Annotated in this window: 19 protein-coding genes; 5 read left to right on the forward strand and 14 right to left on the reverse strand. The window is 53.3% G+C overall.

The features are described from left to right. Nucleotides 1-12 precede the first annotated feature (12 nt). Nucleotides 13-2406, reverse strand: coding sequence for a GH36-type glycosyl hydrolase domain-containing protein (locus MHH78_RS32405; protein WP_341170115.1), 2394 nt, complete (start codon nucleotides 2404-2406; stop codon nucleotides 13-15). Between the two features lie 170 nt (nucleotides 2407-2576). Here MHH78_RS32405 and MHH78_RS32410 point away from each other — a divergent pair, with 170 nt between their 5' ends. Next, nucleotides 2577-3551: a DUF4003 family protein gene (locus tag MHH78_RS32410; RefSeq protein ID WP_341170116.1), complete on the forward strand. Its 975-nt coding sequence runs from the start codon at nucleotides 2577-2579 to the stop codon at nucleotides 3549-3551. A gap of 53 nt (nucleotides 3552-3604) precedes the next feature. Here MHH78_RS32410 and MHH78_RS32415 read toward each other — a convergent pair whose 3' ends face one another. Next, on the reverse strand, nucleotides 3605-4045 hold the full coding sequence (locus MHH78_RS32415) for a GNAT family N-acetyltransferase (RefSeq protein ID WP_341170117.1): 441 nt from the start codon (nucleotides 4043-4045) through the stop codon (nucleotides 3605-3607). A 467-nt stretch (nucleotides 4046-4512) separates the two neighbouring features. Then, nucleotides 4513-5892 (reverse strand): amino acid permease, encoded by a 1380-nt coding sequence (locus MHH78_RS32420; protein WP_340756865.1) that lies wholly within the window; start codon nucleotides 5890-5892, stop codon nucleotides 4513-4515. Between the two features lie 234 nt (nucleotides 5893-6126). Between MHH78_RS32420 and MHH78_RS32425 the strand changes: the two genes are divergently transcribed. Then, nucleotides 6127-7902: an ABC transporter ATP-binding protein gene (locus MHH78_RS32425; protein ID WP_341170118.1), complete on the forward strand. Its 1776-nt coding sequence runs from the start codon at nucleotides 6127-6129 to the stop codon at nucleotides 7900-7902. After that, a complete protein-coding gene (locus MHH78_RS32430; protein ID WP_341170119.1) occupies nucleotides 7889-9664 on the forward strand; it encodes an ABC transporter ATP-binding protein in 1776 nt (591 codons plus the stop codon). The genes MHH78_RS32425 and MHH78_RS32430 overlap by 14 nt, the downstream gene beginning before the upstream one ends. Before the next feature lie 370 nt (nucleotides 9665-10034). On the opposite strand, the gene MHH78_RS32435 is transcribed toward MHH78_RS32430, so the two are convergent. After that, nucleotides 10035-10637 carry a GNAT family N-acetyltransferase gene (locus MHH78_RS32435; RefSeq protein ID WP_341170120.1) on the reverse strand — a complete coding sequence of 201 codons (603 nt, stop codon included), beginning with the start codon at nucleotides 10635-10637 and terminating at the stop codon, nucleotides 10035-10037. A 4-nt stretch (nucleotides 10638-10641) separates the two neighbouring features. After that, nucleotides 10642-11580 carry an AraC family transcriptional regulator gene (locus MHH78_RS32440; RefSeq protein ID WP_341170121.1) on the reverse strand — a complete coding sequence of 313 codons (939 nt, stop codon included), beginning with the start codon at nucleotides 11578-11580 and terminating at the stop codon, nucleotides 10642-10644. Between the two features lie 66 nt (nucleotides 11581-11646). On the opposite strand from MHH78_RS32440, the gene MHH78_RS32445 reads away from it, so the two are divergent. Both MHH78_RS32445 and MHH78_RS32450 read left to right on the forward strand, forming a co-directional pair. Then, the gene (locus MHH78_RS32445; protein ID WP_341170122.1) at nucleotides 11647-12198 is read left to right on the forward strand and encodes a histidine phosphatase family protein; all 552 of its coding nucleotides are present in this window, start codon (nucleotides 11647-11649) and stop codon (nucleotides 12196-12198) included. A gap of 80 nt (nucleotides 12199-12278) precedes the next feature. Beyond that, nucleotides 12279-12809 (forward strand): ClbS/DfsB family four-helix bundle protein, encoded by a 531-nt coding sequence (locus MHH78_RS32450; RefSeq protein ID WP_341170123.1) that lies wholly within the window; start codon nucleotides 12279-12281, stop codon nucleotides 12807-12809. A gap of 68 nt (nucleotides 12810-12877) precedes the next feature. On the opposite strand, the gene MHH78_RS32455 is transcribed toward MHH78_RS32450, so the two are convergent. The 9 genes from MHH78_RS32455 to yaaA all read right to left on the reverse strand — a co-directional run bounded on the left by MHH78_RS32455 (nucleotide 12878) and on the right by yaaA (nucleotide 24131). Continuing rightward, on the reverse strand, nucleotides 12878-13126 hold the full coding sequence (locus MHH78_RS32455; RefSeq protein WP_076081958.1) for a hypothetical protein: 249 nt from the start codon (nucleotides 13124-13126) through the stop codon (nucleotides 12878-12880). Further along, complete coding sequence (locus MHH78_RS32460) at nucleotides 13116-14102, reverse strand: hypothetical protein (RefSeq protein ID WP_341170124.1); 987 nt, start codon at nucleotides 14100-14102, stop codon at nucleotides 13116-13118. Before MHH78_RS32460 ends, MHH78_RS32455 begins: the two co-directional genes overlap by 11 nt. Before the next feature lie 2 nt (nucleotides 14103-14104). Then, nucleotides 14105-14680, reverse strand: a complete 576-nt coding sequence (locus MHH78_RS32465) for a hypothetical protein (RefSeq protein WP_341170125.1) — start codon at nucleotides 14678-14680, stop codon at nucleotides 14105-14107. A gap of 227 nt (nucleotides 14681-14907) precedes the next feature. Continuing rightward, nucleotides 14908-15768 (reverse strand): formylglycine-generating enzyme family protein, encoded by an 861-nt coding sequence (locus MHH78_RS32470; RefSeq protein ID WP_341170126.1) that lies wholly within the window; start codon nucleotides 15766-15768, stop codon nucleotides 14908-14910. 166 nt (nucleotides 15769-15934) lie between these two features. Further along, nucleotides 15935-16558: a glycoside hydrolase family 11 protein gene (locus tag MHH78_RS32475; RefSeq protein ID WP_036730699.1), complete on the reverse strand. Its 624-nt coding sequence runs from the start codon at nucleotides 16556-16558 to the stop codon at nucleotides 15935-15937. 538 nt (nucleotides 16559-17096) lie between these two features. Continuing rightward, the gene (locus MHH78_RS32480) at nucleotides 17097-18137 is read right to left on the reverse strand and encodes an NAD(P)-dependent alcohol dehydrogenase (RefSeq protein ID WP_341170127.1); all 1041 of its coding nucleotides are present in this window, start codon (nucleotides 18135-18137) and stop codon (nucleotides 17097-17099) included. Between the two features lie 203 nt (nucleotides 18138-18340). Continuing rightward, nucleotides 18341-19468, reverse strand: a complete 1128-nt coding sequence (locus MHH78_RS32485) for an ROK family transcriptional regulator (protein WP_076081963.1) — start codon at nucleotides 19466-19468, stop codon at nucleotides 18341-18343. Between the two features lie 280 nt (nucleotides 19469-19748). Further along, nucleotides 19749-23132 (reverse strand): HEAT repeat domain-containing protein, encoded by a 3384-nt coding sequence (locus MHH78_RS32490; protein WP_341170128.1) that lies wholly within the window; start codon nucleotides 23130-23132, stop codon nucleotides 19749-19751. 240 nt (nucleotides 23133-23372) lie between these two features. Then, nucleotides 23373-24131 (reverse strand): peroxide stress protein YaaA, encoded by a 759-nt coding sequence (yaaA, locus tag MHH78_RS32495; protein ID WP_341170129.1) that lies wholly within the window; start codon nucleotides 24129-24131, stop codon nucleotides 23373-23375. Between the last annotated feature and the right edge of the window lie 37 nt (nucleotides 24132-24168).

The raw sequence follows: 24168 nt of genomic DNA on the forward strand, positions 1-24168 counted from the left end.
AGCCTCCTGTATTTAGATAGTAACAGCCCCAGCCGGTATCTTAACCAGCACCTGATACTGCTTACCCGGTTTCAGTTCCTTCAGAACACCGTCTTCCACAAGCTGTCCTTCCAGATATACCTCGATTGCCGCTACGCCGGACTCACGCTTCATCTCAATCTGCAGCTCAGCGCCTCTGAAGCTGCGCTTCACGGTGGCCTCCTGCCAGCCGGAAGGAAGCTGCGGCTTCACCTGCAGCCCTTCCCGGTTCCCTTGCAGCCCGAACAATCCGTCGATCAGACAGCGGTATACCCAGGGAACGGTTCCGGTATTGAACAGATGGCTGGAGCGTCCGGCAGTCTGCGGGAATTGCTTATACGCGCCCCGGTAATAATTAGGAATGAACACCGGGAGCTGGCCCCGCCGGATGATATCCTCGATATCGGGCCCGGGGAGCATTTTGCGCAGCAGACGGTACGCGTGATCCTGCTCACCTACTGCATACAAGCCATAGATATAGAAGGCTGCGGCATGGTTATAGACAGCGCCGTTCTCGGCTGTCCCCGGATGCTTCTGGGTGACCCGGCCCACATCCTCGCGCATGGCGGTATAGGACGGGGCGAGCTTTTCCACTCCATACGGGGTCTCCAGCTGTTCATGGACCGACTTCATCAGCTTCGCCCGCTTCTCCTCATCGGCCGCACCGCTGAGCAGCGCCCAGCCCTGGGGATTAATGAAGATCCGGCCTTCCTTGTCGCTGCTGATTCCGAACACCACATTGTCATCGGTAATTCCCCGCGCATACCACTCGCCATCCCAGAAGTACTGATTAACGATAGCATTCGTCTCCTCCGCCGCATGACGGAAGGTCTTGGCGATATCCGTACGGCCGCTCTGCTCACAAATATCCGCCCAGACCATACACGCATACGCGGTAGCGATGGTCAGCCAGCCGGACACGCCTTGCCCCCGGTACCCTACCATATTCATCGGGTCGCACCAGTCCCCCTGATTGATATAGTTCAGGCCGCGCTCGTCCCGCTCATGCAGCAGCCACTGCACCGCCCGGTCGATATGCTCATGCACAGGTCCTGTCTCCAGGCCGCCCGCATACGATACTTCCTCATCCAGAATGCTGTAATCATCGGTCTCATCCAGATAGGTACTGAGGCAAATCGGCAGCCAGACACAATGGTCGGTATGCGGAACCTGATTGATATATTTCAGTTCAGCCGCTTCATGCAAAATAATGCCGTCCGGCATCGCTCCGCTGGCCTCCTGCTGGCTTAAGGCCGTCAGGAACGCTTCTCTTGCCGTCTGCGGCTTAAGATAGCTCATCCCCATATTATCCTGCAGATAATTCCGGGTCTGCGGGTCGGTGGTCAGGCGGTTGGTCTGCCCGTGATAGTACATCTGCCGGGGCAGCCAGTGGTTGACCAGATTGTCGAGGTCCGCATCCGGGGTGGAGATCTCAATGCTCCCTCTGCCTTCCGCAATGTACTGCGCATATTCCCGCTCGGCGCGCACGAATCCGTCCTCGCCCGCCGCATTGGTATCCAGGAACAGCTTCCGGCGGATCTCCGCAATCTCCTGCTCACTACGGGCCGGGCCGAAGATGAAGCGGTATTCACGCTCTTCCCCTGCAGCCAGATCCAGACTGTATTGCAGGGCGGCAACCGGGGTCTCATAACGGGCTTCGCCTTGCGCCAGCCGTTCGCTCTTAAGCGCTGACGGCAAGCCGATTCCGCCTTCGCCCTCGAAGGCTTCCTGATTCACTTCCCAGGAGGCCGGGGCATGATCGGCCAGCAGGAAGGTTTTGTCCTTCAGATGCTTGATTTTGGCATAATCCTGATATTTCTGATAAGGGGTGACCGCTGTAGCCACGATTGCCTGCAAGGCTTCCTTATACTCGCCGGACTGATTCATCCATGACATATATCCGACAGTGAAGTAGGGATAGATGCTGATCTTGCGGGGGGCGTCGGACAGATTGGTCACCTTCACCCGCCACAGCTCCATCGGGTCATCCTTTGGCAGGCTTAGCGTCATCTCTATCGCGATTCCGTTCTTCTCGATGGTCCATATAATATTATGTTTACCCACCGCAAAAGTGTAATGATCCGGAGGGGTGCGGACAGGCTCATAAGGGGCAGAGAACACCTCTCCGTTCTCTTCATCCTTGACATAGACGAAGCGGCCGGGGTGATGGGCATAATAAGGCTGCTCCGGCTGCATGAACGTCTTGGCCTCCAGATTCGGCGCATAGGAGTACTTGGCCGGCTCCGGCTGCATGAACTGGGCTACCGCATATCCCCGGCAGTTCATATGAATCATCATCTGCTCATTCCACAGGAACCCCGAAGCCTTAGGGAGAATGGTGGGACTGGACAGCTCATAATATTCGTTATCTTCAGATGCTCTGATCATTCTCTTGCCTCTCTTTCCAGAATAAATATCCATCATTCTAGTAACCTTTATTCAAGAATACGCTCTCATAGGTTTGGGGGCAAGTCTACCGGAAGAGTTTCAATTTCATCGATTTGGTTTTTATAGTAGAATATACCCAATTAACTACAGCTAAATGAGAGGTGCATCCTATGAAGCAATCATACATAGCCAGACTTGAATTATTCGTAACCAACGCCCAGCAGATTAAACAGGAATTCCCTTGGCAAAATGCCTCCGTGAACCGGCTGGCAGCCTTGCTCTACGCAGTGGAGGACAAGATGGCCAATGTGAAGGCGATCCGCCTGTACCATGAGATGGTCAAGGATAACACCCGGGGCTTCTCCTCCTTCCGTGGAACCTCAGCCATCTGTATTGCAGCGCTGCTCTCCCTGTCTCCCCAGCCGCAGCAGCAGCTTGCGAATACGCTGGCTGTATATGACTTGCTCAAGGAACGCAAATTCCGGGCCTCCGACTACCTGGTCATTGCCGCCTATCAGATCGCTGCCCATACTCCGTACGATCAATATGCCGCAGCCTTAGACCGCACACAAGCCTTCTATGAAGGAATGCGGTCCAAGCACCGTTTCCTGACCGGACGGGATGACTACATCTTCGCTGCCATGCTCGGACTCTCCGATATCCCTGTAGAGCAAGGGCTGGAGCAGCTGGAACAGCTATATGTTACGCTCAAGCCCGAGTTCTTCTCCGGCAACAGTGTCCAGGCGCTGACACAGGTCCTGGTGCTGGGCGGCGAGGATCTCACAAGCCGGGTGCTAAGCCTGCGTGAGGCGTTCCGGGCACAGGATATCCGGCTGGATAAGGAGTATACACTTTCTTCACTTGGCATCCTGTCCCTGATCCCCTATGAGCAGCAGCAGCTGGTAAGCGATGTCTCGGACACCTATGAGTTCCTCCGTCCGCAGAAGGGCTTCGGCGGCTGGTCGATCAACAAGCAGGAGCTGCTCCTGCTGTCTGCCGCACTCGTCTCCTATCAATATGTCGATGATGTCAGAAACGGCATCATTGAATCCACGCTGTCTACCAGCCTGACCAACATCATCATTGCCCAGCAGACAGCGATTGCTGTAGCTGCGGCCTCTGCGGCGGCGGCAGCTTCGTCTTAAGGGTTGACATGCAAAAGGCTTCCGGAGCGTAGTTTGCTTCGGAAGCCTTTTTATTAACGATACATTTGGACATACCACATCTTGAAGCCATGCCGCTCATAAAATCCGACACTTCGTTTCCAATCCAAATTAGAGGAACCTACGAGTGCATGAGCTACACCGTGTAGCTCAGCTTCACTTATGATTTTGTCCACCAAATGATGACCTGCTCCATCTGCCCTGTACTCTGGATGGACGTATACTTCATAAATCTCTAGAAATAAAGCGTTTATAGGGAATACCGAATACTGGGATGTTTGAATGGCTCCATGAGTATATCCAATGACCCGTCCATGCTTCTCGGCAATCCAGAAATAATCCCCTATACGCTGAGCAATCTTGTCAGTGTTCGATGCTGGATAAGCGAAAGTAACCGCTTCTTTTGCCCACATCTCAGATAATTCAGCTACCTGAGGAACATCCTCCATGGTACATTTCCTTATCGTTACCATCATTCACCCTCCAGTGATTAATACTACAGCAATCCATATGCTTCTTATGCTTATCAATTCATTATGTTAATGGTGGTGTATATTCGTCAAAAAGGAACAAATCCCCTCCCCTCTCTAAGTTTCAAACTTTATCCTGGTAGCATGCGTCCTCAATAGTTGGATTTCCGGCACTTGTTGATGAGCCATTTCCAGGGTGACGGAAGTTAGTTGGATTTATGACACTTAATTCTGCCCTATTTGCGATGTTACCTGTATTCGGCTGGAGTAGGTGTATAATTTCCAACTAAACTTCCCCAAACAACGATTTTTCTATAATCAGATGACGTTTATCCACTTATTTATTATGTTCAGTTACTACAGCCACTCCACTGTTTGATTCATACGCCCCGGTTACAGGCGGCCTCCTAACGCTCAAATTAAAGAGCATGTCCCGGACTTGCCGGAGACATGCTCTGTTCGTTATAAGAAGCCTACACTTCCTCCCCATCCCCGGGCATCCGGCGTCTGCCGATCCCAAACGCATAATACCCCGCCACAACAATAGCCAGGAACGACGCGCCGACGATCAGCGACAGATGGGTATCCGGGTTGAACCACATGCCGATGATGACCAGCGACAGGAAGATAATGATAATATAGTTACTGACCGGGAAGAAGCGGGATTTGAACGGATGGGCGGCCATCTCGCCTGCCCACCGCTCCCTGAATCTGAACTGGCTGAAGGCCAAGGCGAACCACGGAATCATTCCCGGAAGCACGCTGGCACTGTAAATATAGAGAAACAGCTTGGAGTCCGGCATCAGATAGTTTAACAATACGCCGACCAGCAGCAGGGAGATCGTTGTGATAATGCTGTTGCGGGGTACTCCGCTGGCCGAGACTCTGCCGAAGAACTTCGGAGCCTGTCCGTTCTGGGCCAGCGTGTAGAGCATTCTGCCCGCGCTGTAGATTCCGCTGTTGCAGCCCGACATCGCCGCTGTAAGCACCACGAAGTTGATAATGCCTGCCGCAGCGACAATCCCCACCTTGGCGAAGGTCAACACGAACGGACTGCCGATCTCGCCGATTTCATTCCACGGATAAATGGTCACAATGATGAAGATGGCCCCCACGTAGAAAATCAGAATGCGCCAAATGATATTCTTGATCGCTTTTCGCAGCGTTTGCTTCGGATTCTCCGCTTCCCCTGCCGTAATCCCCACCAGCTCAATCCCCTGATAGGCCGCCGTGACAATGCAGAGCGCGAACAGGAAGCCCTTCAGTCCCCCGGCAAAAAAACCGCCATGGCTATACAGATTGGACAGTCCGAGCGGCTGCCCGCCATTCCCGAGACCGAAGAAAATCACCCCAGTGCCAATCACCAGCATGACCACAATGGCAACCACCTTGATCATCGCAAACCAGAATTCAAACTCCCCGTATAGCTTCACCGCCGCCAGATTGGCTGCTGCAATGATGCCCACACCAATTAGCGCCGGAATCCACTGCGGGATATCCGGGAACCAGTACCCGACATAGATACCAATTGCCGTAACCTCCGCCATTCCCACTGTCACCCAGAGGAACCAATAGCTCCAGGCGGTCAGGAAGCCGGCCAGCGGGCTGATATATTTGTGCGCAAAAGTGGCGAACGAACCCGTCACCGGCTCCACCACCAGCATCTCCCCCATAATCCGCATCACAAAAAACATAATGATGCCTGCCAACAGATACGCAAGCAGCACGGAAGGCCCTGCCCACTTAATCGTGCTTGCCGAGCCCATGAATAATCCCACGCCAATCGTGCCGCCCAGTGCGATCAGCTCGATATGCCGCGGCTTAAGTCCTCTGGTTAACTGTTTGGATTCCAACGAAATGCTCCCCCTCATATGTACACCTGTACACCTCACATGTACTCAACGCAATCTATCTTAATATGTAAGCATCATTGTATGCTGTGACATACATTAACGCAATGCAGAATTACTCCATCAGAAAGTTTCACCATTTGTAACAATAAAATTGCCCGAAAACCTATACATTCTGAACCATAGTGTTATAATCACTTTGTTTATTCACAAGAACAACAGGAAACAGGTGATCAAATGTTTGAAATCAAATGGCTGTGGCAGAACCTGGAGGGCAACCGGGCGCGGTATATCGTGGCGCTCTGCCTCTCGGTGGTGGGATCAAGTCTTACGATTGTGAACCCCTACATCAGCCAGCGCATCGTCGATACGTTCATTGCCGGTGACCACGCAGGAGCGAATCTTGCTACAGGACGCGGGCTGCTGATTGCGCTCTGCCTGGGCATGATCGGCTTCTCTCTGCTACGTACAGGGCTGGCATACTTCACGACCATGCAGTACGAAATTTCTTCACAGAATATGATGTACAATATCCGGATTTATCTGTACAACAAGATTCAGGGCCAGGACCGGGAATATTATGACCGCAACCGCACCGGGGACCTAATGACCAAAATGACGGGGGATCTGGATATGGTCCGCCACTCGATGGCATGGATTTTCAAGACGATTATTGAATCGCTTACGATTTTCCTGGCAGCCGTCATTTATTTCCTCACGATTGATGTGAAGCTGACGCTGTGGATGCTGATCCTGTCACCGCCGATTTTTGTGGTGGCCTTTATCTTCGCCAAAAGAGTGCGCCCGATGTACATCGACCTGCGCGAGCGGCTGTCCCAGCTCAATACGACGACACAGGAGAATATCTCGGGGAACCGTGTGGTGAAGGCTTTTGCCCGTGAGGAGTTCGAGATTGCCAAGTTCACAGAGAAGAATGTCAACTACGCGGTGGCGAATAAAAAAGCGGCCCTCGTCTGGCTCGACTACTTCCCTTATCTGGAGTCGTTCGCACAAGGCTTCAACGTGGTCCTGATGCTGGCCGGCGGTTACTACGTGATGGAGGGGCGGATTACCTTCGGTGAGTTCACGGCGTTCTCCTCGCTGATCTGGGCCGTCTCGAACCCCATGCGCAATATCGGCATTATTATTAATGATATTCAGCGCTTCTTCGCCAGCTTATCCAAAATCGTCGATATCTATTACGCCCGTCCGGCGATTGCCAATGACCATAACCCGGTGGAGCGCCGCCGCTATGAGGGACGGATTGAATTCGACCATGTCCGGTTCAAATATGATAACGCTACCGTTCTGGATGATGTGAGCTTCACGATAGCCCCCGGCGAGACCATTGCGATCATGGGGGCCACCGGCTCCGGCAAAACCTCGCTCATCAACCTCATTCCCCGCTTCTATGATGTGGCTGGCGGGCGAGTGCTGGTAGACGGCAGAGATGTCCGGGAGCTGGAGCTGGATGAGCTGCGGGGGAATATCGGGATGGCTACGCAGGATGTCCTGCTGTTCTCCGATACCATTGACGGCAACATCGCTTACGGCGATCCTGATCTGCCTGAAGAGGATGCGAAGGCTTACGCGGCTCTGGCCGCTGCCCATGATTTCATTGTCAAAATGCCTGAAGGCTACGATACCGTAGTCGGGGAACGCGGTGTCGGGTTGTCCGGGGGACAGAAGCAGCGGATAGCGCTGGCCCGTGCGCTGGCGGTCCAACGTCCGATTCTGATCCTGGATGATACGACCTCTGCGGTCGATCTGGAGACGGAGGAGCATATTCAGCGCAGCCTGCGTGAGCTGGAGTATCCCTGCACGAAAATCATCATTGCGCAGCGGGTATCCACTACCGCCCAGGCTGACCGCATTCTGATTCTGGAGGGCGGGCGTTTGATTGAGGAAGGAACCCATACCGAGCTGCTGGCGAAGCGGGGGTATTACTATGATGTATTCATGCTTCAGAACGAGGGCATTGGAAGGCAGGTGACCGAAAGTGGCCAGAAATAAATTCGATGTCGATGAGAATCTGGAATCGCCGTTCAATATCAAGCATTTCCGGCGTGCGATGGTCTATATCAGACGTAAGAAGAAGCCGATGCTTATCGCATTCGCACTCAGCGCATTGTCGGCGGCGATCGCCCTGTCGGCTCCGCTGATCATGCAGCATGTCGTGGATGTGACCATTCCGGCCAAAGACATGGGCGCACTGGCAGGCTGGTCCCTGCTAATGCTGGCGACCATCGTGGTCAGCGTCATTCTGGCTACGATCCGCTCGCGAATTATGACGAGCGTCGGACAGGATATTATCTTCGATATCCGCACCGACCTGTTCAAGCATCTGCAGGATTTGCCGTTCAAATATTATGACGACCGTCCGCAGGGCAAGATTCTGATCCGGGTCGTGAACTACGTCAATGCGGTATCCGATGTATTGTCCAACGGTATTATCAATTTTATCTTAGAAATCGTGAACCTGATCTTCATCGCCGTGTTCATGTTCGCCGTGGATGTACGGCTCTCCTTCATCATTCTGGCCGGACTGCCTGTCTTCCTTGGCATCATGCTGCTGATCAAGACCCGGCAGCGCCGGGCGTGGCAAGCCGTATCGAACAAAAGCTCCAACCTGAACGCTTATCTCCAGGAGAGCATCAGCGGCATCGGCGTTACCCAGATGTTCTCCCGGGAGACACGCAATGAGGGTATCTTCACCCGGCTGGCCGGCAACTTCCGCACCGCCTGGATGAAGGCGCTGCGTTACAACATTCTGATTCCGTTCAGTGTCGATAACCTGTCTACCATTGTTACGGCTATGATCTTCCTGGTCGGCCTGCTGACCCTGGACCCGCAGAACATGACGCTGGGCGTCATTCTGGCTATGAGCAGCTATGCGGCCCGCTTCTGGCAGCCGATCCTGAACCTGTCGAACCTGTACAACAACTTCATTAATGCAGTGGCTTACCTGGAGCGGATCTTCGAGACGCTGGATGAGCCGGTAACGGTCAGCGATGTTCCCGGTGCGAAGGCGCTGCCGCCGGTTCAGGGCCGGGTGACGTTCGATGATGTCACCTTCGCCTATGATCCGGGTCTGAATATCCTGGAGAACATCTCCTTCGATGTCGCAGCTGGAGAGAGCGTTGCTCTGGTCGGTCCGACCGGTGCGGGCAAGACCACGGTCGTCAACCTGATCTCGCGGTTCTATAACCTGACCGGCGGACGCATTCTGATCGACGGGCAGGATATCTCGCAGATCACGCTGAAATCGCTGCGCAGCCAGATGGGGATCATGCTGCAGGACAGCTTCATTTTCTCGGGAACCATTCTGGATAATATCCGCTACGGCAGACCGGATGCGACCGAGGCAGAGGTTATCGCCGCCGCGAAGGCAGTCTGCGCTGACGACTTCATCCGCGAATTCGATCAGGGCTACCAGACCGAGGTGAACGAACGCGGCTCCAAGCTCTCCCAAGGGCAGCGGCAGCTGATCTCGTTCGCCAGAACGCTGCTGGCCAACCCGCGGATTCTCATCCTGGATGAGGCCACCTCCTCCATCGATGCACAGACCGAGCGTCTGCTCCAGAAGGGGCTGAACGAGCTATTGAAGGGACGCACCTCGTTCATCATCGCACACCGCCTGTCTACGGTGAAGAACTGCGACCGGATCATGTATGTCTCGAACAAGGGCATTGCCGAGAGCGGATCCCATGACGAGCTGATCGCCCGCCGCGGCCTGTATCACAGGCTGTATACGGCGCAGAAGATGGAAGCCTGATGTATAACGCAGGTTAAGGCTTAGATACCAATAAGAGTATGCCAAAAACCGCAGCAAGGGTTCGCCCCTGTCTGCGGTTTTTGGCGTGCTTTGATGAACCATACAGCACATATTCAGTGAAGAATATGTCCGCATGCACGATCCGTTACCACCTAAGTCTGCTGGTTGCTGGCTTCATCAATTTGTGCAATTAAGCAGCACTCCTGCTGCGATCCATGCGGACTGGAGAGCCGCTATTCCTGTAAATTGCACCATTTTGGGGGCTAAGCGGACTCACATGCACTTAACTAGTCGCTCTTGCCTCATTTCCATCACCAACTGGCCTTATAACGGCCTCTCAGTCCGCGGGCGAGCGGTAAAGCTGTCTTTTTCAAAAGATAAGGGCCTCATGGTCCGGTTGTAGAACCTTCATATACTCTTCCCTAAGCATGCTGTAGATCTCCAGATCGACCACTCCCTTGCCGGACCAGAGGGCCGCTTGCCGCAGCATCCCTTCCTTGACATATCCATTCTTCAGCAGTACCTTCTTGGAAGGCTCATTATTCAGCATCACTTCCGCTTGAATCCGGTTCACCTGCACCTGTGCGAACAGGAATTCCGTCAGCAGAGCCACCGCTCTGGAGGCAAGACCCTTCCCCCAGTGGGCTTCCGCGAGGAAGTAGCCAATGGTGACCATATTGACCCTCTGATTGAAGTCACAGGCTTCAATAATCCCGAGCAGGTGCGTATCATCTGCTGGGGCGAAGATGCCCCACTTGATCCGCGATCTTTTGAGATAGTCCCGTTCATAATGACCAATCATGCTCTTCACTGTCAGCTTGTTGTGCTTGGGGATGATGCCGCAATACTCAAACACATGATCATTGCTGTAGATCTCGAACAGCTCATCCAGATGCTGCTCCTCAATCTTGCGCAGTACAAGCTCCCCTGATCTTAGGACAGGGAACTGGTCAAACACAACCTCCATGTTCATTCCCTTACACTCCATTCTCTGCTTCCTGCATGCCTCGCCGGATGGGGACGTACAAATCAACCATGCACTTGCCCTGCGGGTCTTGCGCAGGATCATTCAGACAGAATTCCAGACATGGCCGGTCATCGGCTTCATAGCCGCTGCGAGGTAACCATACGCTGAACATAGTATCGTACGCAAGGACAAATCTATCTACCGTATCATAGTAGGAATACACCGCATACAGCCCGCCGGATAGAGTCTTGTATTCTACCTCCTTCCGGGGGGCTTCCCGTTCGAATCCCTCCGGGAGTGTAACACAAGCATCATAGCGGCAGGCAGACTCTTCCGTAAGTTCCCCGTCGTCCAGTGAGATTCCGATGAACTGCTGATTCGCCGGATGGAACCCTTGCTGAGCTGCCCAGCGGCTTAGCTTGTCCCATGCGTTATGCGTGTCCAGGTAACTCCCAACATGCCTGATATAAGCGACTTCAACCTCAGGGATTTCTCTGAGTTCAACCATACTGTCCCATGCCCTCCTTAACAGCGGATTACCTTCTGCTTTATTGTAATCTGTCAGGGCTGCCGGCTCTGCCTGCTTATTGCTGAGGACTGACGGGAAATTGCTATGTTTACGGTTCCTGCTTCTGATGGTACCCGGCGAGCAGCCGTAATGCCGCTTGAAATGAACGCCCAGCGCAGATACGGACTCAAACCCGCAATTCCCCGAGATTTCCAGAATGGTCAGGTTCGTCTCAGTCAGCAGCACCCATGCCCGCTCAATGCGCTTCCTGGTTACAAAGGCCATAGGCGTCATTCCAGTGAAGGCTGTAAATATTCTGGTGAAATGATATTTGGAGAAATGGGACACCTCCGCCAGCTGATCCAGCCGCAGCGGCTGGCTGCTGTGATTTTCTATGTAGGCAATAACCTGCTTGATCCTCTCCCCATACTGCTCCTTCATCGCTGAATCCTCCGTCTCCTTCGTGTTACAATACTGTACAAATATAAATGGATGAGGCGATAGTCAATGGTTACCACTCTCTACTTCGTACGACATGCCCACTCTACTTATTCTACCGATGAATTGAATAGACCTTTATCTGAGAAGGGGCGGGCAGACGCCTGGAGAGTTAACCGACTACTCCTCCATGAGAATATTAATATTCTAATCTCAAGTCCCTATAAACGGGCTATACAGACCATTCAGGGACTGGAGAAACCGCTTGGGACTACGATTGTAATCGAAGATGATTTTAAAGAAAGAGTGTTGTCTTCAGAGCCTGTCACCGATTTCGGGCAGGCAATATCTAAGGTGTGGGAGGACTTTTCCTTCGCCTGGCCGGGAGGAGAATCCAATCTAGTTGCCCAGAATAGGGGCGTACAAGCACTCTATAAAGTTTTTCAGCAATATAAAGGAAATTCGATCGCTATCGGAACGCACGGTAATATGATGGTCCTGATCATGAATGCTCTGGATAAGCGTTATGATTATAGCTTCTGGAAGCAGTTAGAAATGCCAGACATTTATAAGCTAAGCTTCCGTGAGGACAAGCTTGTGGGCGTGCAACGTATTTGGTAATCACTCTCCATCCATCCTATTAAACTGGACAGACTGTTGTCACAACCCTGTGGTATAACCAGAGGAAAGGAGTGATTGTTATGGCAAGCTATGAATACTCGTCCCGTCAGGAGCTGATAGACACGATCCATAATCTGTACCTGCTCTTGGATGCCGAGTATGACGGAATTAACAATACATATAAGGATACGCGAATTCCCGAGGTGGACAAAACCCCGGCCGAGATCATCGCTTATCAGCTGGGTTGGCTGGAGTTGGTGCGGAGCTGGGAGAAGGATGAGCTGGCGGAACGAACAGTCCAGATGCCCGCTGCGGATTACAAGTGGAATCAGCTGGGCGGGTTGTATCAGTCCTTCTATAGTAAATATGCGGAGTATTGCCTATCCGAGCTGCGTGAGCTTTTCCGGCAATCCGAAGAGCAGTGGCTGGATTGGATCGCCACCTTAACGGAAGAGGAACTGTTCATCCAGGGCGCACGTCAATGGACCGGAACCAAGGAGAACTGGCCGATGGCCCGGTGGATTCACATTAACTCGGCGGCCCCGTTCAAAACCTTCCGGGGAAAGATCCGGAAGTGGAAAAAGCATTGTCCTGAAGGACTGGCAGAGTAAAATAGTGGCAGTATGACAAATTCGCATAGCAGCATAGCATCCAATGCTTAGCGTCCACTGCTTCGCAATCATTGCGTGCTGTCTGCCCTCCCGTCTGGCGCTTGCATCCCCCTCCTGCCAGGGCCTTCACGGTTCATTCCCCTGCTCCCGTCCTTGAAGTTGGTGCCGCCGCCATTCATGCCGGGGAACCCGCCGGGCCGGGAATTGAAGTCTGCACTGGTAATATTCTGAGCCGTGACTGCTTCGCAGGAAGTGAGCAGCAGCGAACAGCTAAGCACACTAATGATTAAGGTGATGTAATATTTCTTAGTCCGCATGATTAGACCTCCTTGTGCCGGTCAGCAATACATATACGTCTTGGACACCCAAGTAGGATAAGACAAGCAGCAGCGGATACACGGGATACAGATACCGCGACTTAATCTCCCAGAGCAGGTAGAACCCGATGAAGCCAAGAATCACCAGTAGGAGCGGGGTCTCCGCATAGCGCTTAGCCCGCAGTCCCCGGATTAACCGGATCAGAATGAAGACGTACATCAGGAAATTCTGGACATATAAGGCCCACAGCAAGCCGCTCCGGTACATAGAAGCACCTTCAAACAGTCTGCTTGCAGCTGTGGAATAGCTGTAATGGCCCATCACCATGCCGCCCCTCCCGCCAATAGAGGCGGCTCCTTCATTGCCAATCCCGTAGCGCTCTATCTGGTAGGTCCCTTCCGTCCAGGTCCAGACCAGCTTTTTATAATACATTCCTGCAAGCTCGGTTAAGGTCGCGCCGGAGAGCTTGCTGCGGATAGACGCCTTGAACAGTTCTACACTCTCCGCCTTATTATAGCCGGCCTCCTGTTGGTAGATATTATAGCTCTCCCGGTCATCCCAGAACCCGAGTGTCTCCAGATTAATCCCCATATTCAGCCACATGTACACTGGAGCAGAATTGCCGGACGGCGATTCGTCCACAATGCCTGTTGCCTGAAGCGCCGTATTCTGAATCCAGGCAGGAAGAACCCACAGCAGCAGGGTTATGCCAAAGGCAGCAATAACCTTCTTCACGCCAATTGCCCGCAGGTTGAGAAGCAGACTGAGAACAATGGCAATCAGGAAGATCATACCTATACTACGGAAGTAGTTGCCGAGTGTCAGCAGTACTGCCGCGAACAGCATATCCTTCATGGATCTTCTGCGGATGAACCTGACTCCGAAGTAGAGCGCGCTGGTGAGCAGAGCCGTGGCAATTCCATCATTATAGATGAAGTTGCTCATGAACAAAGCCGGAACATAGGTCGCAGCCACAATCAGAAGGCCATAGTTTTTTTGCGGGCTTGAGGGCTAAGCTCTTGGCAGAGCAGATAGATAACCAGCGTGGTGACGAGCGAGAAGAGGATATTGAAGCTTTTGATCACCAGATAATTGTCCGGGAACAGAAGCAGCAGCGTCTTCAGATACAGCACGATGGAGAAGTTAAAAGGGAACATGTACAGGTATCCCCCTGACTGAAAGGAGGAATAGTCCTTGTCATAGAGCATAGCCCAGGCCAGGGACAGCACTGTCTGTGAATCATCTGTAGGCATGCGGGTGAACAGGAAAATAATCATGAGCTGCAGGATACCCGACAACAGCAGAACGGCAGGAATAACCTTGACCCGGCTATACCCTTCAAGCTTCCGTGAGAGTCTGTACAGCACGTAGCCCAGTCCCAGAACAAATACAATCCATAGCAGGAACACAAACAGCTGCTGCCCTTCCAGCACTGCCCGGTCACCATACACGGAATAATTATATTTCGCCCGAAAAAAGAAGGATGAAGCGATGAACAGCCCAATGAACAAGGCGAGGATGAACGTTATGATTTGCTGGATTCTTTTTACCATGATACCCTCCTGATCGGCAGCGTCCGGCGAGTCTTTCGCATGTGTCTTAATCCATATACGGAGTATACATAGTGAATCTGAATGTTAGTTGAAAGGATGCTGCCTGAGCATAAAAAAACCTCCGGGTCCTCTCCAGCCGCCGCATTCATAGATGCGCTCATGCCGGAAAAGCTTCCCGAAGGCTTGCTGCTAACCTATTCTGTTCCTGGTGAATACGTACGGGTGAATCACTTGTCAGCAACAGCACGAACCACACGAAACCCCTGGTCATTCCCCCGGCTGCTCGGCTCGTATTGACCCCGGAAGGATACCTCAGTGTTGTTCACCCCACCGATCCAGCCGCCGCCCTTCACCAGCCGGACCGAGCCGGTCTTGCTATTCGAATCCCCTTCTCCGTACCAGTTCCAGCACCATTCCCTTACGTTGCCTGACATATCGTACAGTCCCAGCTCATTGGGCTGCTTGAGGCCGGTATTTCTCGGCTGGCTATGGTTGTTCTCAATCGCAGGCCAGTTCCAGTCCCCGGTCAGGAATTGGTCGCCGGAATTCCGCCAGTACCAGGCTACCTCCTCCGGGTTATCGCTTCCGCTATACGGATTGCTTGTGCTCATCCGGCCTCCGCCTGCTGCATATTCCCACTCGGCTTCTGTCGGCAGACGGTAACCGTCCGCCCCTTCATTGGCCGTTACAGTCCATTTCATGAAATCCCGGTCACTTGTATTATTCGGATCGACCGTGTTCTTGTCTATAATATAATAGGGGGCCAGGCCTTCCTTCACACTCCGCTCATTGCAGTACTCCACGGCATCATACCAGGTTACGCTCTCTACCGGCAGCTTATCTCCTTTGAACTGCGAGGGGTTATTCTTCATCACTTCCAGCCATTCTTGCTGGGTGACCTCATATTTACCGATGTAGAAGTCCGGGAGGATCATCTCTGTCCCGTAATAATTGGATTTCGTATCCTTAAAAGCACCGCCTTCCACCCGCACTAAACGCTCATCAGCGGCAGGCTTCTCCTGCGAGCAGGCACTGGCTATAACCGCGATTGCCATGCACAGAATCAGAATCATTAATGGTTTTCTCATGAATACCTCTCCTTTGAGCAGATGGGCAAGGTACAGGACCTAAGCACAGTTCAGTGTGTGAAAATGATAAGGCCGGCAGCTTGTACACCCGGCCGGCCTTAGCCTGTTAATGGTTAGCTGAGCTTACGCCACTGCCGGAACGGCAAGGTGCCGGTCAGCTTGTCCATTACCACACGGTTACGTTAGAGCTGCCGCTGCTCTGATATCCTTCGGTAGCCAGTACCTGATATGACCAGCTGCTTCCCAGATACATCGATTTGCTCTGCCAGGCGTTCACGTGGTTGCTGAACGTAATTTGGACATTGCTGCCGATTGGCCGTTTGGATTGTCTTACACTCCAGTACTGCGGGAACGTAGCATTTCCGTCAATGGAAGGAGCGTTGTAACGCATCGTACGATAGATATCATAAGTACCGCCATCACTGTTCACCGTGCCTTTGTAATCGCCGGTGGGTCTGTAAGTTCCCCAGTTGTCTACCACGTAATATTCAATAAGGGCATTCCGGGTCCATCCGTATAAGGTCAGGTAGCCGTTGCCGGAAGGCGAGAAGACTCCCGCGTTATAATTCACCACCCGGTTCGGGGAACCATAGGTCCAGCCTTTACCTACAACGAAGTTCCCGGTATTGTACCAGTTTACGCTATAATTCCCACCGCTTCCGTTAACCGCATTCACGGTTCCGCCGCCATCGGTCCAGTTCTGCCAATAATCTGTTGCGCCTGCAGTAGCTGCGAACGCGCTGAAGCTAAGTGCCGCTGTCATTAATACCGTAAGAAGTTTCTTTTTCATTGTAAATTAATACCTCCCGATTATAATGTGTTTGCTTACAGCTTACTGCTCCCAGCAGAATATAACTTATCCTGATGGTTATCCCATATATTTACTTGTCCTCCTTTCGAGATGATTATATCTAGTAAGCGTTTACATTTCTCTCTGCAAACTAAAGATTAACCCCCAATTTTTATTGATATTATGAAATTATTGGGTCTAATCGACGGGATCTTTGCTCTCGCGGGAAGCAAGTGGCGGAAATTCGGGAAATTTCGGCAGCGGCGGACTAACATTGGCTCCTTCTGCCTGCGTTTGCTGGAATCAGGTGCACTAATGCTCTTCGTAACCTGAGAGTGGGCCTTTCAGTTCATCCTCCGGCCCACCTTCAGCCCACCAAAGGGATCGGTCCCTTTCTTCCACCTCGTCCCGCCTTCATATCCGTCCAACGCCAAAAAGCCGCCCCGGAACGGGACAGCTCAACACTCAGCTATAGCTCACTTGTCACTACTGTCACTATTCATCCATCGCTACATACTAACCGTTCGCCTGCAGCCGCTTAGCCCATCTTAATGACCGCCTTAACCACATCCTCCTTATTGTTGATTACATAATCGAACGCTTGCTGCGTCTCCTCGAAGTCAAATTCGTGGGTGACGATGCCCTTGACGTCAATCTTGCCGTCCGCGATGGCCCCGATGGCTGCCGGATACAGGTTGCGGTACCGGAAGACTGACTTGATGTCGGCTTCCTTGAACATAATCTGCATGAAGTCAAAGTCGATGATATCCTTGGCAGCCAGGCCGACCAGGACGATGGTTCCGCCTCTTTTGACCAGATAAGGGGTCTGCTTCACCGTATGCTCGCTGCCTGCCGTCTCGATGACCTTATCCACGCCCGCGCCGTCGGTCCATGCCGCAACCGCCTCCAGCACATCCTCCTGTCTGGCGTTAATCACCCGCGTAGCCCCTAGCTTCATCGCCGCCTCCAGCCGCTTCTCAATGATGTCCACCACTACAATCTCCGTAGCCCCGTATGCCTTGCAGGCCAGCAAAGTGACCAGCCCGATGCAGCCCGCTCCCAGAATCACCACACGGTCCCCCAGCTTAACGCCGCCCTGCGCCGCAGCATGGAGTCCCACCGCCAGCGGTTCCACCAGCGCCCCCTCCTTCGAAGACACATTATCCGGCAGCTTGAAGGCCATGTTCTCGGGGTAGGCGATATAATCCATCAGACAGCCATGATACGGCGGCGTAGCCAGGAACTGTACATCCGGACACAAATTATACTTGCCGCTCTTGCAGAACTCACATTGTCCACAGGTCACACCAGGCTCCAGGGCCACCCGGTCCCCCACCTTCAGATGCTTCACGCCAGGGCCAAGCTCCACCACTTCTCCGGCGCATTCATGCCCCAGAATGAAATCTCCGTCTACCACAAAATCGCCGATCCGGCCATGCTCCAGGTAATGCACATCCGAGCCGCAGATGCCGACAACCTCCAGCTTCACAATGATCTCGCCCGCTCGGGCTACAGGCATGCCGATTTCCTTCATTGCCATTTGCTTCAGATCTGTCATATAAAAAGCTCTGTTCTTCATTCATTTCTCCTCCTCAGGAACATTAGGTACTCTTAGTATAATAATATACTTTTATAAAACTATTTAAATAAGATTATAATCAGATTTAAAGTGAAGTCAACAAAAACTCCCCCAGATAAGGACAGTGCCGCGATTGCAGCAACGTCCCTCTTCTGGGGGAGCGGGGAAAGCAGATATTGTATTTGGGTAAAATCAACCCGGATCTAGATGCTGTCGATAAACTCCGTCACCAGCTCCAGAGCAGCGCCCACAGCGGTGGCTTCAAGCTTATATTTACAGACCCGCAGGTAGGAACCGTCCTGTTCGAAGGTGTTCTTGCTCGCTGCTAACGCCTGAAGATCATCGATGTATTCCTCCATGTAAGCTCCGGCATAGCCGCCGAGAATCACATCGCAATCGTACAGCATCCGCAGGTTATTCACTGTAATGACCAGATAGCCCACATACTCCTGCCAGATGGCCTGCTGCTCCTTCCTGCCCTCTCCCAAGAGCCTGAAGAATTCCACAATACTGCCCCCGGTGCTGTCCGAGAGGAGTCTCGCGGAGCAGTAGGCATCGACGCAGCCCTTCTGCCCGCAGTAGCAGGTCCGGCCTCCAGGCAGAATTGTCATATGCCCGAACTCCCCGCTGCGGTAATTCTGGCCTGTATAGATCTGATTACCTACTATAATGGCACCGCCCACGCTATTGTTAAGGGACAGATAGACCACATTGTGTATGTCCTGCTCTCCCCACAGTTCAGTGAGTCCCGCCGCATTCGCATCATTGCTCAGGACGCAGGGATAAGGGATGTATTCGGCGAACCGCCGGACACTGCCTCCCTTGAAATCTATGACTGTAGCATAGCTCACGGTCTGCCGGTCCCCGGATAGAATCGCGGGCAGCGCAATGCCTACACCGAGAATCTGGCTGCGCTCCAGCTGACAAGCCTCTATGAAATCCTCCACCAGCTTGCCTACTCCCCGGAAGTAAGTCTCCTCATTCGCAAATGGATAATGATTCCTGACATTCTTAATGATCCTGCCGCTCAAGTCAATGACGACAATTCCCACATGATTCAGGGTAACATCCAATCCGACAGCATAACCCGCCACCCTGTTGCAGGCCAACGACTTGGCCTTACGGCCTCCGGTGGATTCATACAGCCCGGTCTCCTCAATCAGCCCGCGTTCCTGCAGCTCCTTGAGATTCTGTGTCACGGTGGGAAGACTTAGACCTAGCGCCTGCGCAATCTCCTGAATGGAAGTGGATTCACGTTGATACAGGTACCGGTAAATGGCGTTCCGGTTCATCTTTTTAACTTCCATACTGTTCAAGCGATGTGTCGCCATTCGAATCCCCCTCACTTTTACAAATGTACTTTATAATTTTATACATATAATATGCAATCACACCCGTTATAGCAATCATTAGCCGCTTTAATTGTGAATAATTTCACGTAAGCGGTTTTATTGTATCAAGAATTGGAAGTCCCGTCATTAATCTTTTGGGACATCTCGATTCTTATTTATTCTTAATGCTACCGGATTCTATGAACATTTAGGCTTCCGGATCTACGCCCGCTCCGAACAGGATGAGCAAGGCAAGCCTTGGCCCATCCTGCATATGCGGTTATAGCATGAACAGCCGGGATTCCCCCGCCGTCCAAATATTCAGCGCCTGTGTGCGGACTGCGGGATTCCCATAATTCCTGTACTCCCGCAGACGCTCTGACGTTTCCGGGCTCCAGCGCAGCGCGTTTCCCGCTGCTTCCAGCAAGGACAGTCCGAGATACGGAGCTTCATAAGACGGTTCTGCCCGCAGCACATCCACAATCTCAAGCAGTGTCTCCGGTGTCCAGTATCCGGCGCTGTTCTCCAGGCTGACGGCAAGCCCGCGGTACAACTCGCTCAAGAGCTGCGGCTGACGGGTTACCTCCTGCGCGATCCGCTTCACATACACGGACGCTTCCTCAACGTTACTCCAATCGATCACTGCAATATATAAGGTCAGGACCAGCTGTTGTAATGTCTCATCGGCGGCCAGAATATTGATCAGCTCCAGGTACAACGGGGTAAGCTGCACCCTTGTACTCTTGGGCAGACCTGTAAGCTGGTTGATGAGCACCTGCAAGCGTTGCCGGTGGGGCAGATCTCTGTCCGCTGCTGCATTCCATTCCTTCCTCATGGCGGTAGCCGCCAGCTGCCGGCAGATCCCGGCCACAACCGCATTCACATTGCCGTCCCGGGCGGCTTCAATCAGTGTCATCATCGCGAACTCCCAGCTGGAGCTGTCCTTCAGACTCGCAACCGCCTGAGCCGCAGCCGCCGCAACGGTACCTTCATAACCGCTTGTCCACCACTTCATGGAACTATAAGCCTGGCTGCCGACGGATACATCCGGGTGATCGGCAATGGCTATGATTAAGTCCAGATAGCGCGGTCTGTAGGCAAGCGGAAGTGCATCAGGCTGCTGGGACAACAAGCTCACTGCGATATCACGCTCTGGAGAAGCCGCGATGGCGCGCAGCACCTCCCAGCTCCGTTCATCGTCCAGCAGCCCTCTGGCAGCATGCCCTATAGCAATCACCACATCCTTATGCACAGCAGGCTTCGTGAATTCATTCAACAGCAGCGAAAGACTATCCTCACTTCTATACGCACCAAGCAGGCGGATGGCTTCCTTGCGGACGGTGATCTTCAGCTTCTCCCGGCTCAGCAGCGCCTTCAGTGCCTGAGACAGCTGCTGCGGACTGACCCGGCGGATACACCTCGGGATGGAGTACATCGCTACACGGGCCCGGTCGCTATCCAGATGCTCAAGCAGCACAGGCAACGATTTCTCCGGCTCCTCCAGCAGGGACAGGGCATGAAGCGCTGCCTCCGCTACCGCCACCTCTTTGTCCTGTACCAGCTCATACAGCAGCTTCGGGTTCCTATCCGGCATACTCGCCATGATTCTAATCGCTCGCGAACGCTCAAATAGGCTGTACTTGGGACCTAAAGCGATTGTGCTTAACAGGGCACCATACGCCTCCTGCTGGCGCGGCAGCCAGCGGTGAAACCCGTCCGCAGCCGGAACAGGATATACCGTTTTGCCTGAGAGGAACTTACCCTTGATCGCAGCCCCCGACAGGTAAGGGTCCAGCCATTCCTGACGCTTCAGATGCAGATGCAAGAATACCTCGTGGATGGTAATATACGATGGATCTGCATCCAGCAGCTCCTTCACCCGTTCATCCCGCGTCTGCAGTGGCTTCAGCCAGAGCCTGCTTGCCTGTATCGCGGTTCCCTCGGTTTTGGCCCGGGTGGCTTCCCGTAAGAGCTGCTGTAGCTTGACGATGCCATAGCCTCTTTTACCAAATGAAGTTGCCAGGCTCAGCACCAGATTGTAATTCTCACGCTTCCCCGCCTGTGCGGCGTAGGAATAGATACTGTCAAAGATGATCTCTTCCACGCCCTGCGGCATATTCTTCGCAAGGGACGGCAAAGAGAGCTGCCCGTCCTGCTTCGCCAGCTTCTGGAGCGTGTTCAGCGCGAACTTGAACAGCTCCCCGCCCGGCTCCGCCGCCTGATGGCGCAGAATCGAGAAGGCCAATTGCTGCACAGAGTACCTGGTACCGTAGGAAGTGTCTCTGGCATCAATCACACTGTCCACCAGCACAGTAAGCGCAGGGACATGAGCAGCCTCGTACACAGACGCCGGACTCTCCGACAGCTCCTTGAACACCGCCCCCCGCACAGGGTCCTGATCATTACGGATGCGGCCTAAGGTCAGCAGTGTGGCATCCATTCCCTGCCTTGCAAGAACCGTGCTGCGGATTAGCTGCATCAGCGCCGTGGCGCGTTCGTCGGCATTCGATACCCGGGTGGCCTGCTCAAGCTGCTCACGGACCTGAAGAATGGAGCGGGCAGCAGTAATGCGCAGGGTACACTCGCGGTTTTCCTTGATCTCACGCAGGCCCAGCATCCGGGCGGCCTCCCGCTCACGCAGCTCATGCGGCAATACATATAGCAGCCCCTCCGGGAAAATCCACTCCCCGCGCTTCTCCTCCTCATACACCGCATCAAAAATCTCCTGGCGCCTGGACGGCGCAAGATGCTCCAGCAGCCGCGCCACATGGTAGGGCTCGTCCGCCAGCAGCTTGGCAAGCTGCGCCCACTGATCCATGGAGAGAAGCTTCGCCCGCTTAAGCATTGCTTCCGGCACACCGTAAGCCATAAGCTCACCACGCGTCTGTGTCCGGATCAGCAGCTCATACACCGCGCCTGGTCTCAGGCGCATCAGTGTGCCGAGATTCGCCTTAAGCGCAGGCGGCAGCATGTCTGCCGGTCCATGGTTCACCGCATAAGCCAGCACCAGGTCAGGCTTGTGATTGCATAGATGCTCCAGCGCGGAGGAGAACCGTGACCAGACCGTCCCCTTGGCCCTAAGCGGAGCTGCTTCCAGCTCTCTGGTGAAATACTCCGCGACCACCTCCAGGTGGCGGCTGGCCAGCTTTTTCCAATCCTTAATGGCGTACCCCAGCTCAACAAGCCGGGCGCGGACGGTTGCCGCAGAGCAGGCCTGCAGCACAATCGCTGCCTCCTCCGGGCCCCACCGGGCCTGTACCACAGGCAATAACCGTTCCGCCAGCTCCTGGCGGTTCATCAGGGCTACCGTGCGCAGCAGCTTGCGGCGGCAATCCTGTGACAGCTGCGGAAGTTCGCGCTCGATTTCCTCCACTGAGGCTATTTGAGCTGCCAGCCCTGCAGCCATATTCCGGATGCTTGCCATGGGGTGCTTCAGCCCCGCCAGAATCACAGAAGCATCCAGCGTAGCGATCGCCCCCATCAGGGCCAGACGCGCTTCATAAGCCCCGTCCTCCAGTAAGGAGGTAAGTAACTGTGAATATTCCGGGGACCCCAGGTGATCGCGGCCCAGTCCTGTGATTGCTTTGATTCTATCGGAATACCCCAGTGCATCCAGCTCCTTCAGTAAGCGCTGTTTAGTAAGCGGGTCTCGTCTCCTAATCATAAGTCCTCCTCTTGAATCTGTTCTGAGTTATTCCTTATTTTACAAAAAGCGAGCTTCCGCCCGCAACAAGTGGAAACGGCTTTGCCGTCCTTTACAGGACGGTACCGTTTCAGCGAGAAATATAAGGATAAGTTATTGAGTGAAACATATAAATCCTTATATTTCAAACAAAAGGGTAACCCCGAATCCGGTGCTTCCACCATCTTCAAGATTACCCTCTATACTGCTTGCTCTATCAGTCTACTCTTTGTCTTGCTTAGCCTGAACGAACACATACGTGTTCTCGTCCGACAAGGCCGCTTCATACCGGAAATCAAACCCGTTGTAGCCCTGAATCTCCTCGACGCTGGTAATCTGCTGCTCCGCCATGAACCGGACCATCTCGCCTCTGGCCATCTTGACCAGTGTCGCCCGCTCCACCACCTTGCCGCCGATTTCCTGACCGAATACAACGCTAACCATCCGGACATGGCTGCCCAAGTACGGAGAGATGCATTTGCTGTATTCCTTGGAGGCCAGATTTACAATCGTGTCAGTCTCTGCGAACAACTGGTCCGCTAATCTTCTGTTCCAGAACTCATAGAGGGTACTGAAGCCCGGCCCGCCGAGCTTGGCCTGCATCTCCAGCCTGTAAGGGACCACCCCGTCGAACGGCCGGACGATGCCATAGAACCCGGATAGTATCCGCAAATGCTGCTGCAGATAGTCCAGCTCCTCCGTCTGAAAAATCCCCGGCGCCATGTACTGGTACTGGATGCCCTCATAGGCAAAGATCGCCGGGGTCAGATTCCGGGTTAGATCCATCTCTTCAATCCGCTGCATATTCAGCGCAGCAATAGCGTCATTGCATTTCCACAGCGCCTTGGCTTCTGCGTAACTGAGCTTACGAAGCAGGGCCAGGAGCGTCTGTGACTCGTTTAAGAACTGCGGAGCCTGGCGGGATTCCAGGAAATCCGTGTCCGTCTTCATCTTTTTGGCAGGTGAAATGATGATTCTCATGATACGCTCTTTTCTACCCCTACGGGAAAATAAATGT

Source organism: Paenibacillus sp. FSL H3-0333 (assembly GCF_038002805.1).
GTDB classification, from domain to species: domain Bacteria; phylum Bacillota; class Bacilli; order Paenibacillales; family Paenibacillaceae; genus Paenibacillus_AQ; species Paenibacillus_AQ silagei.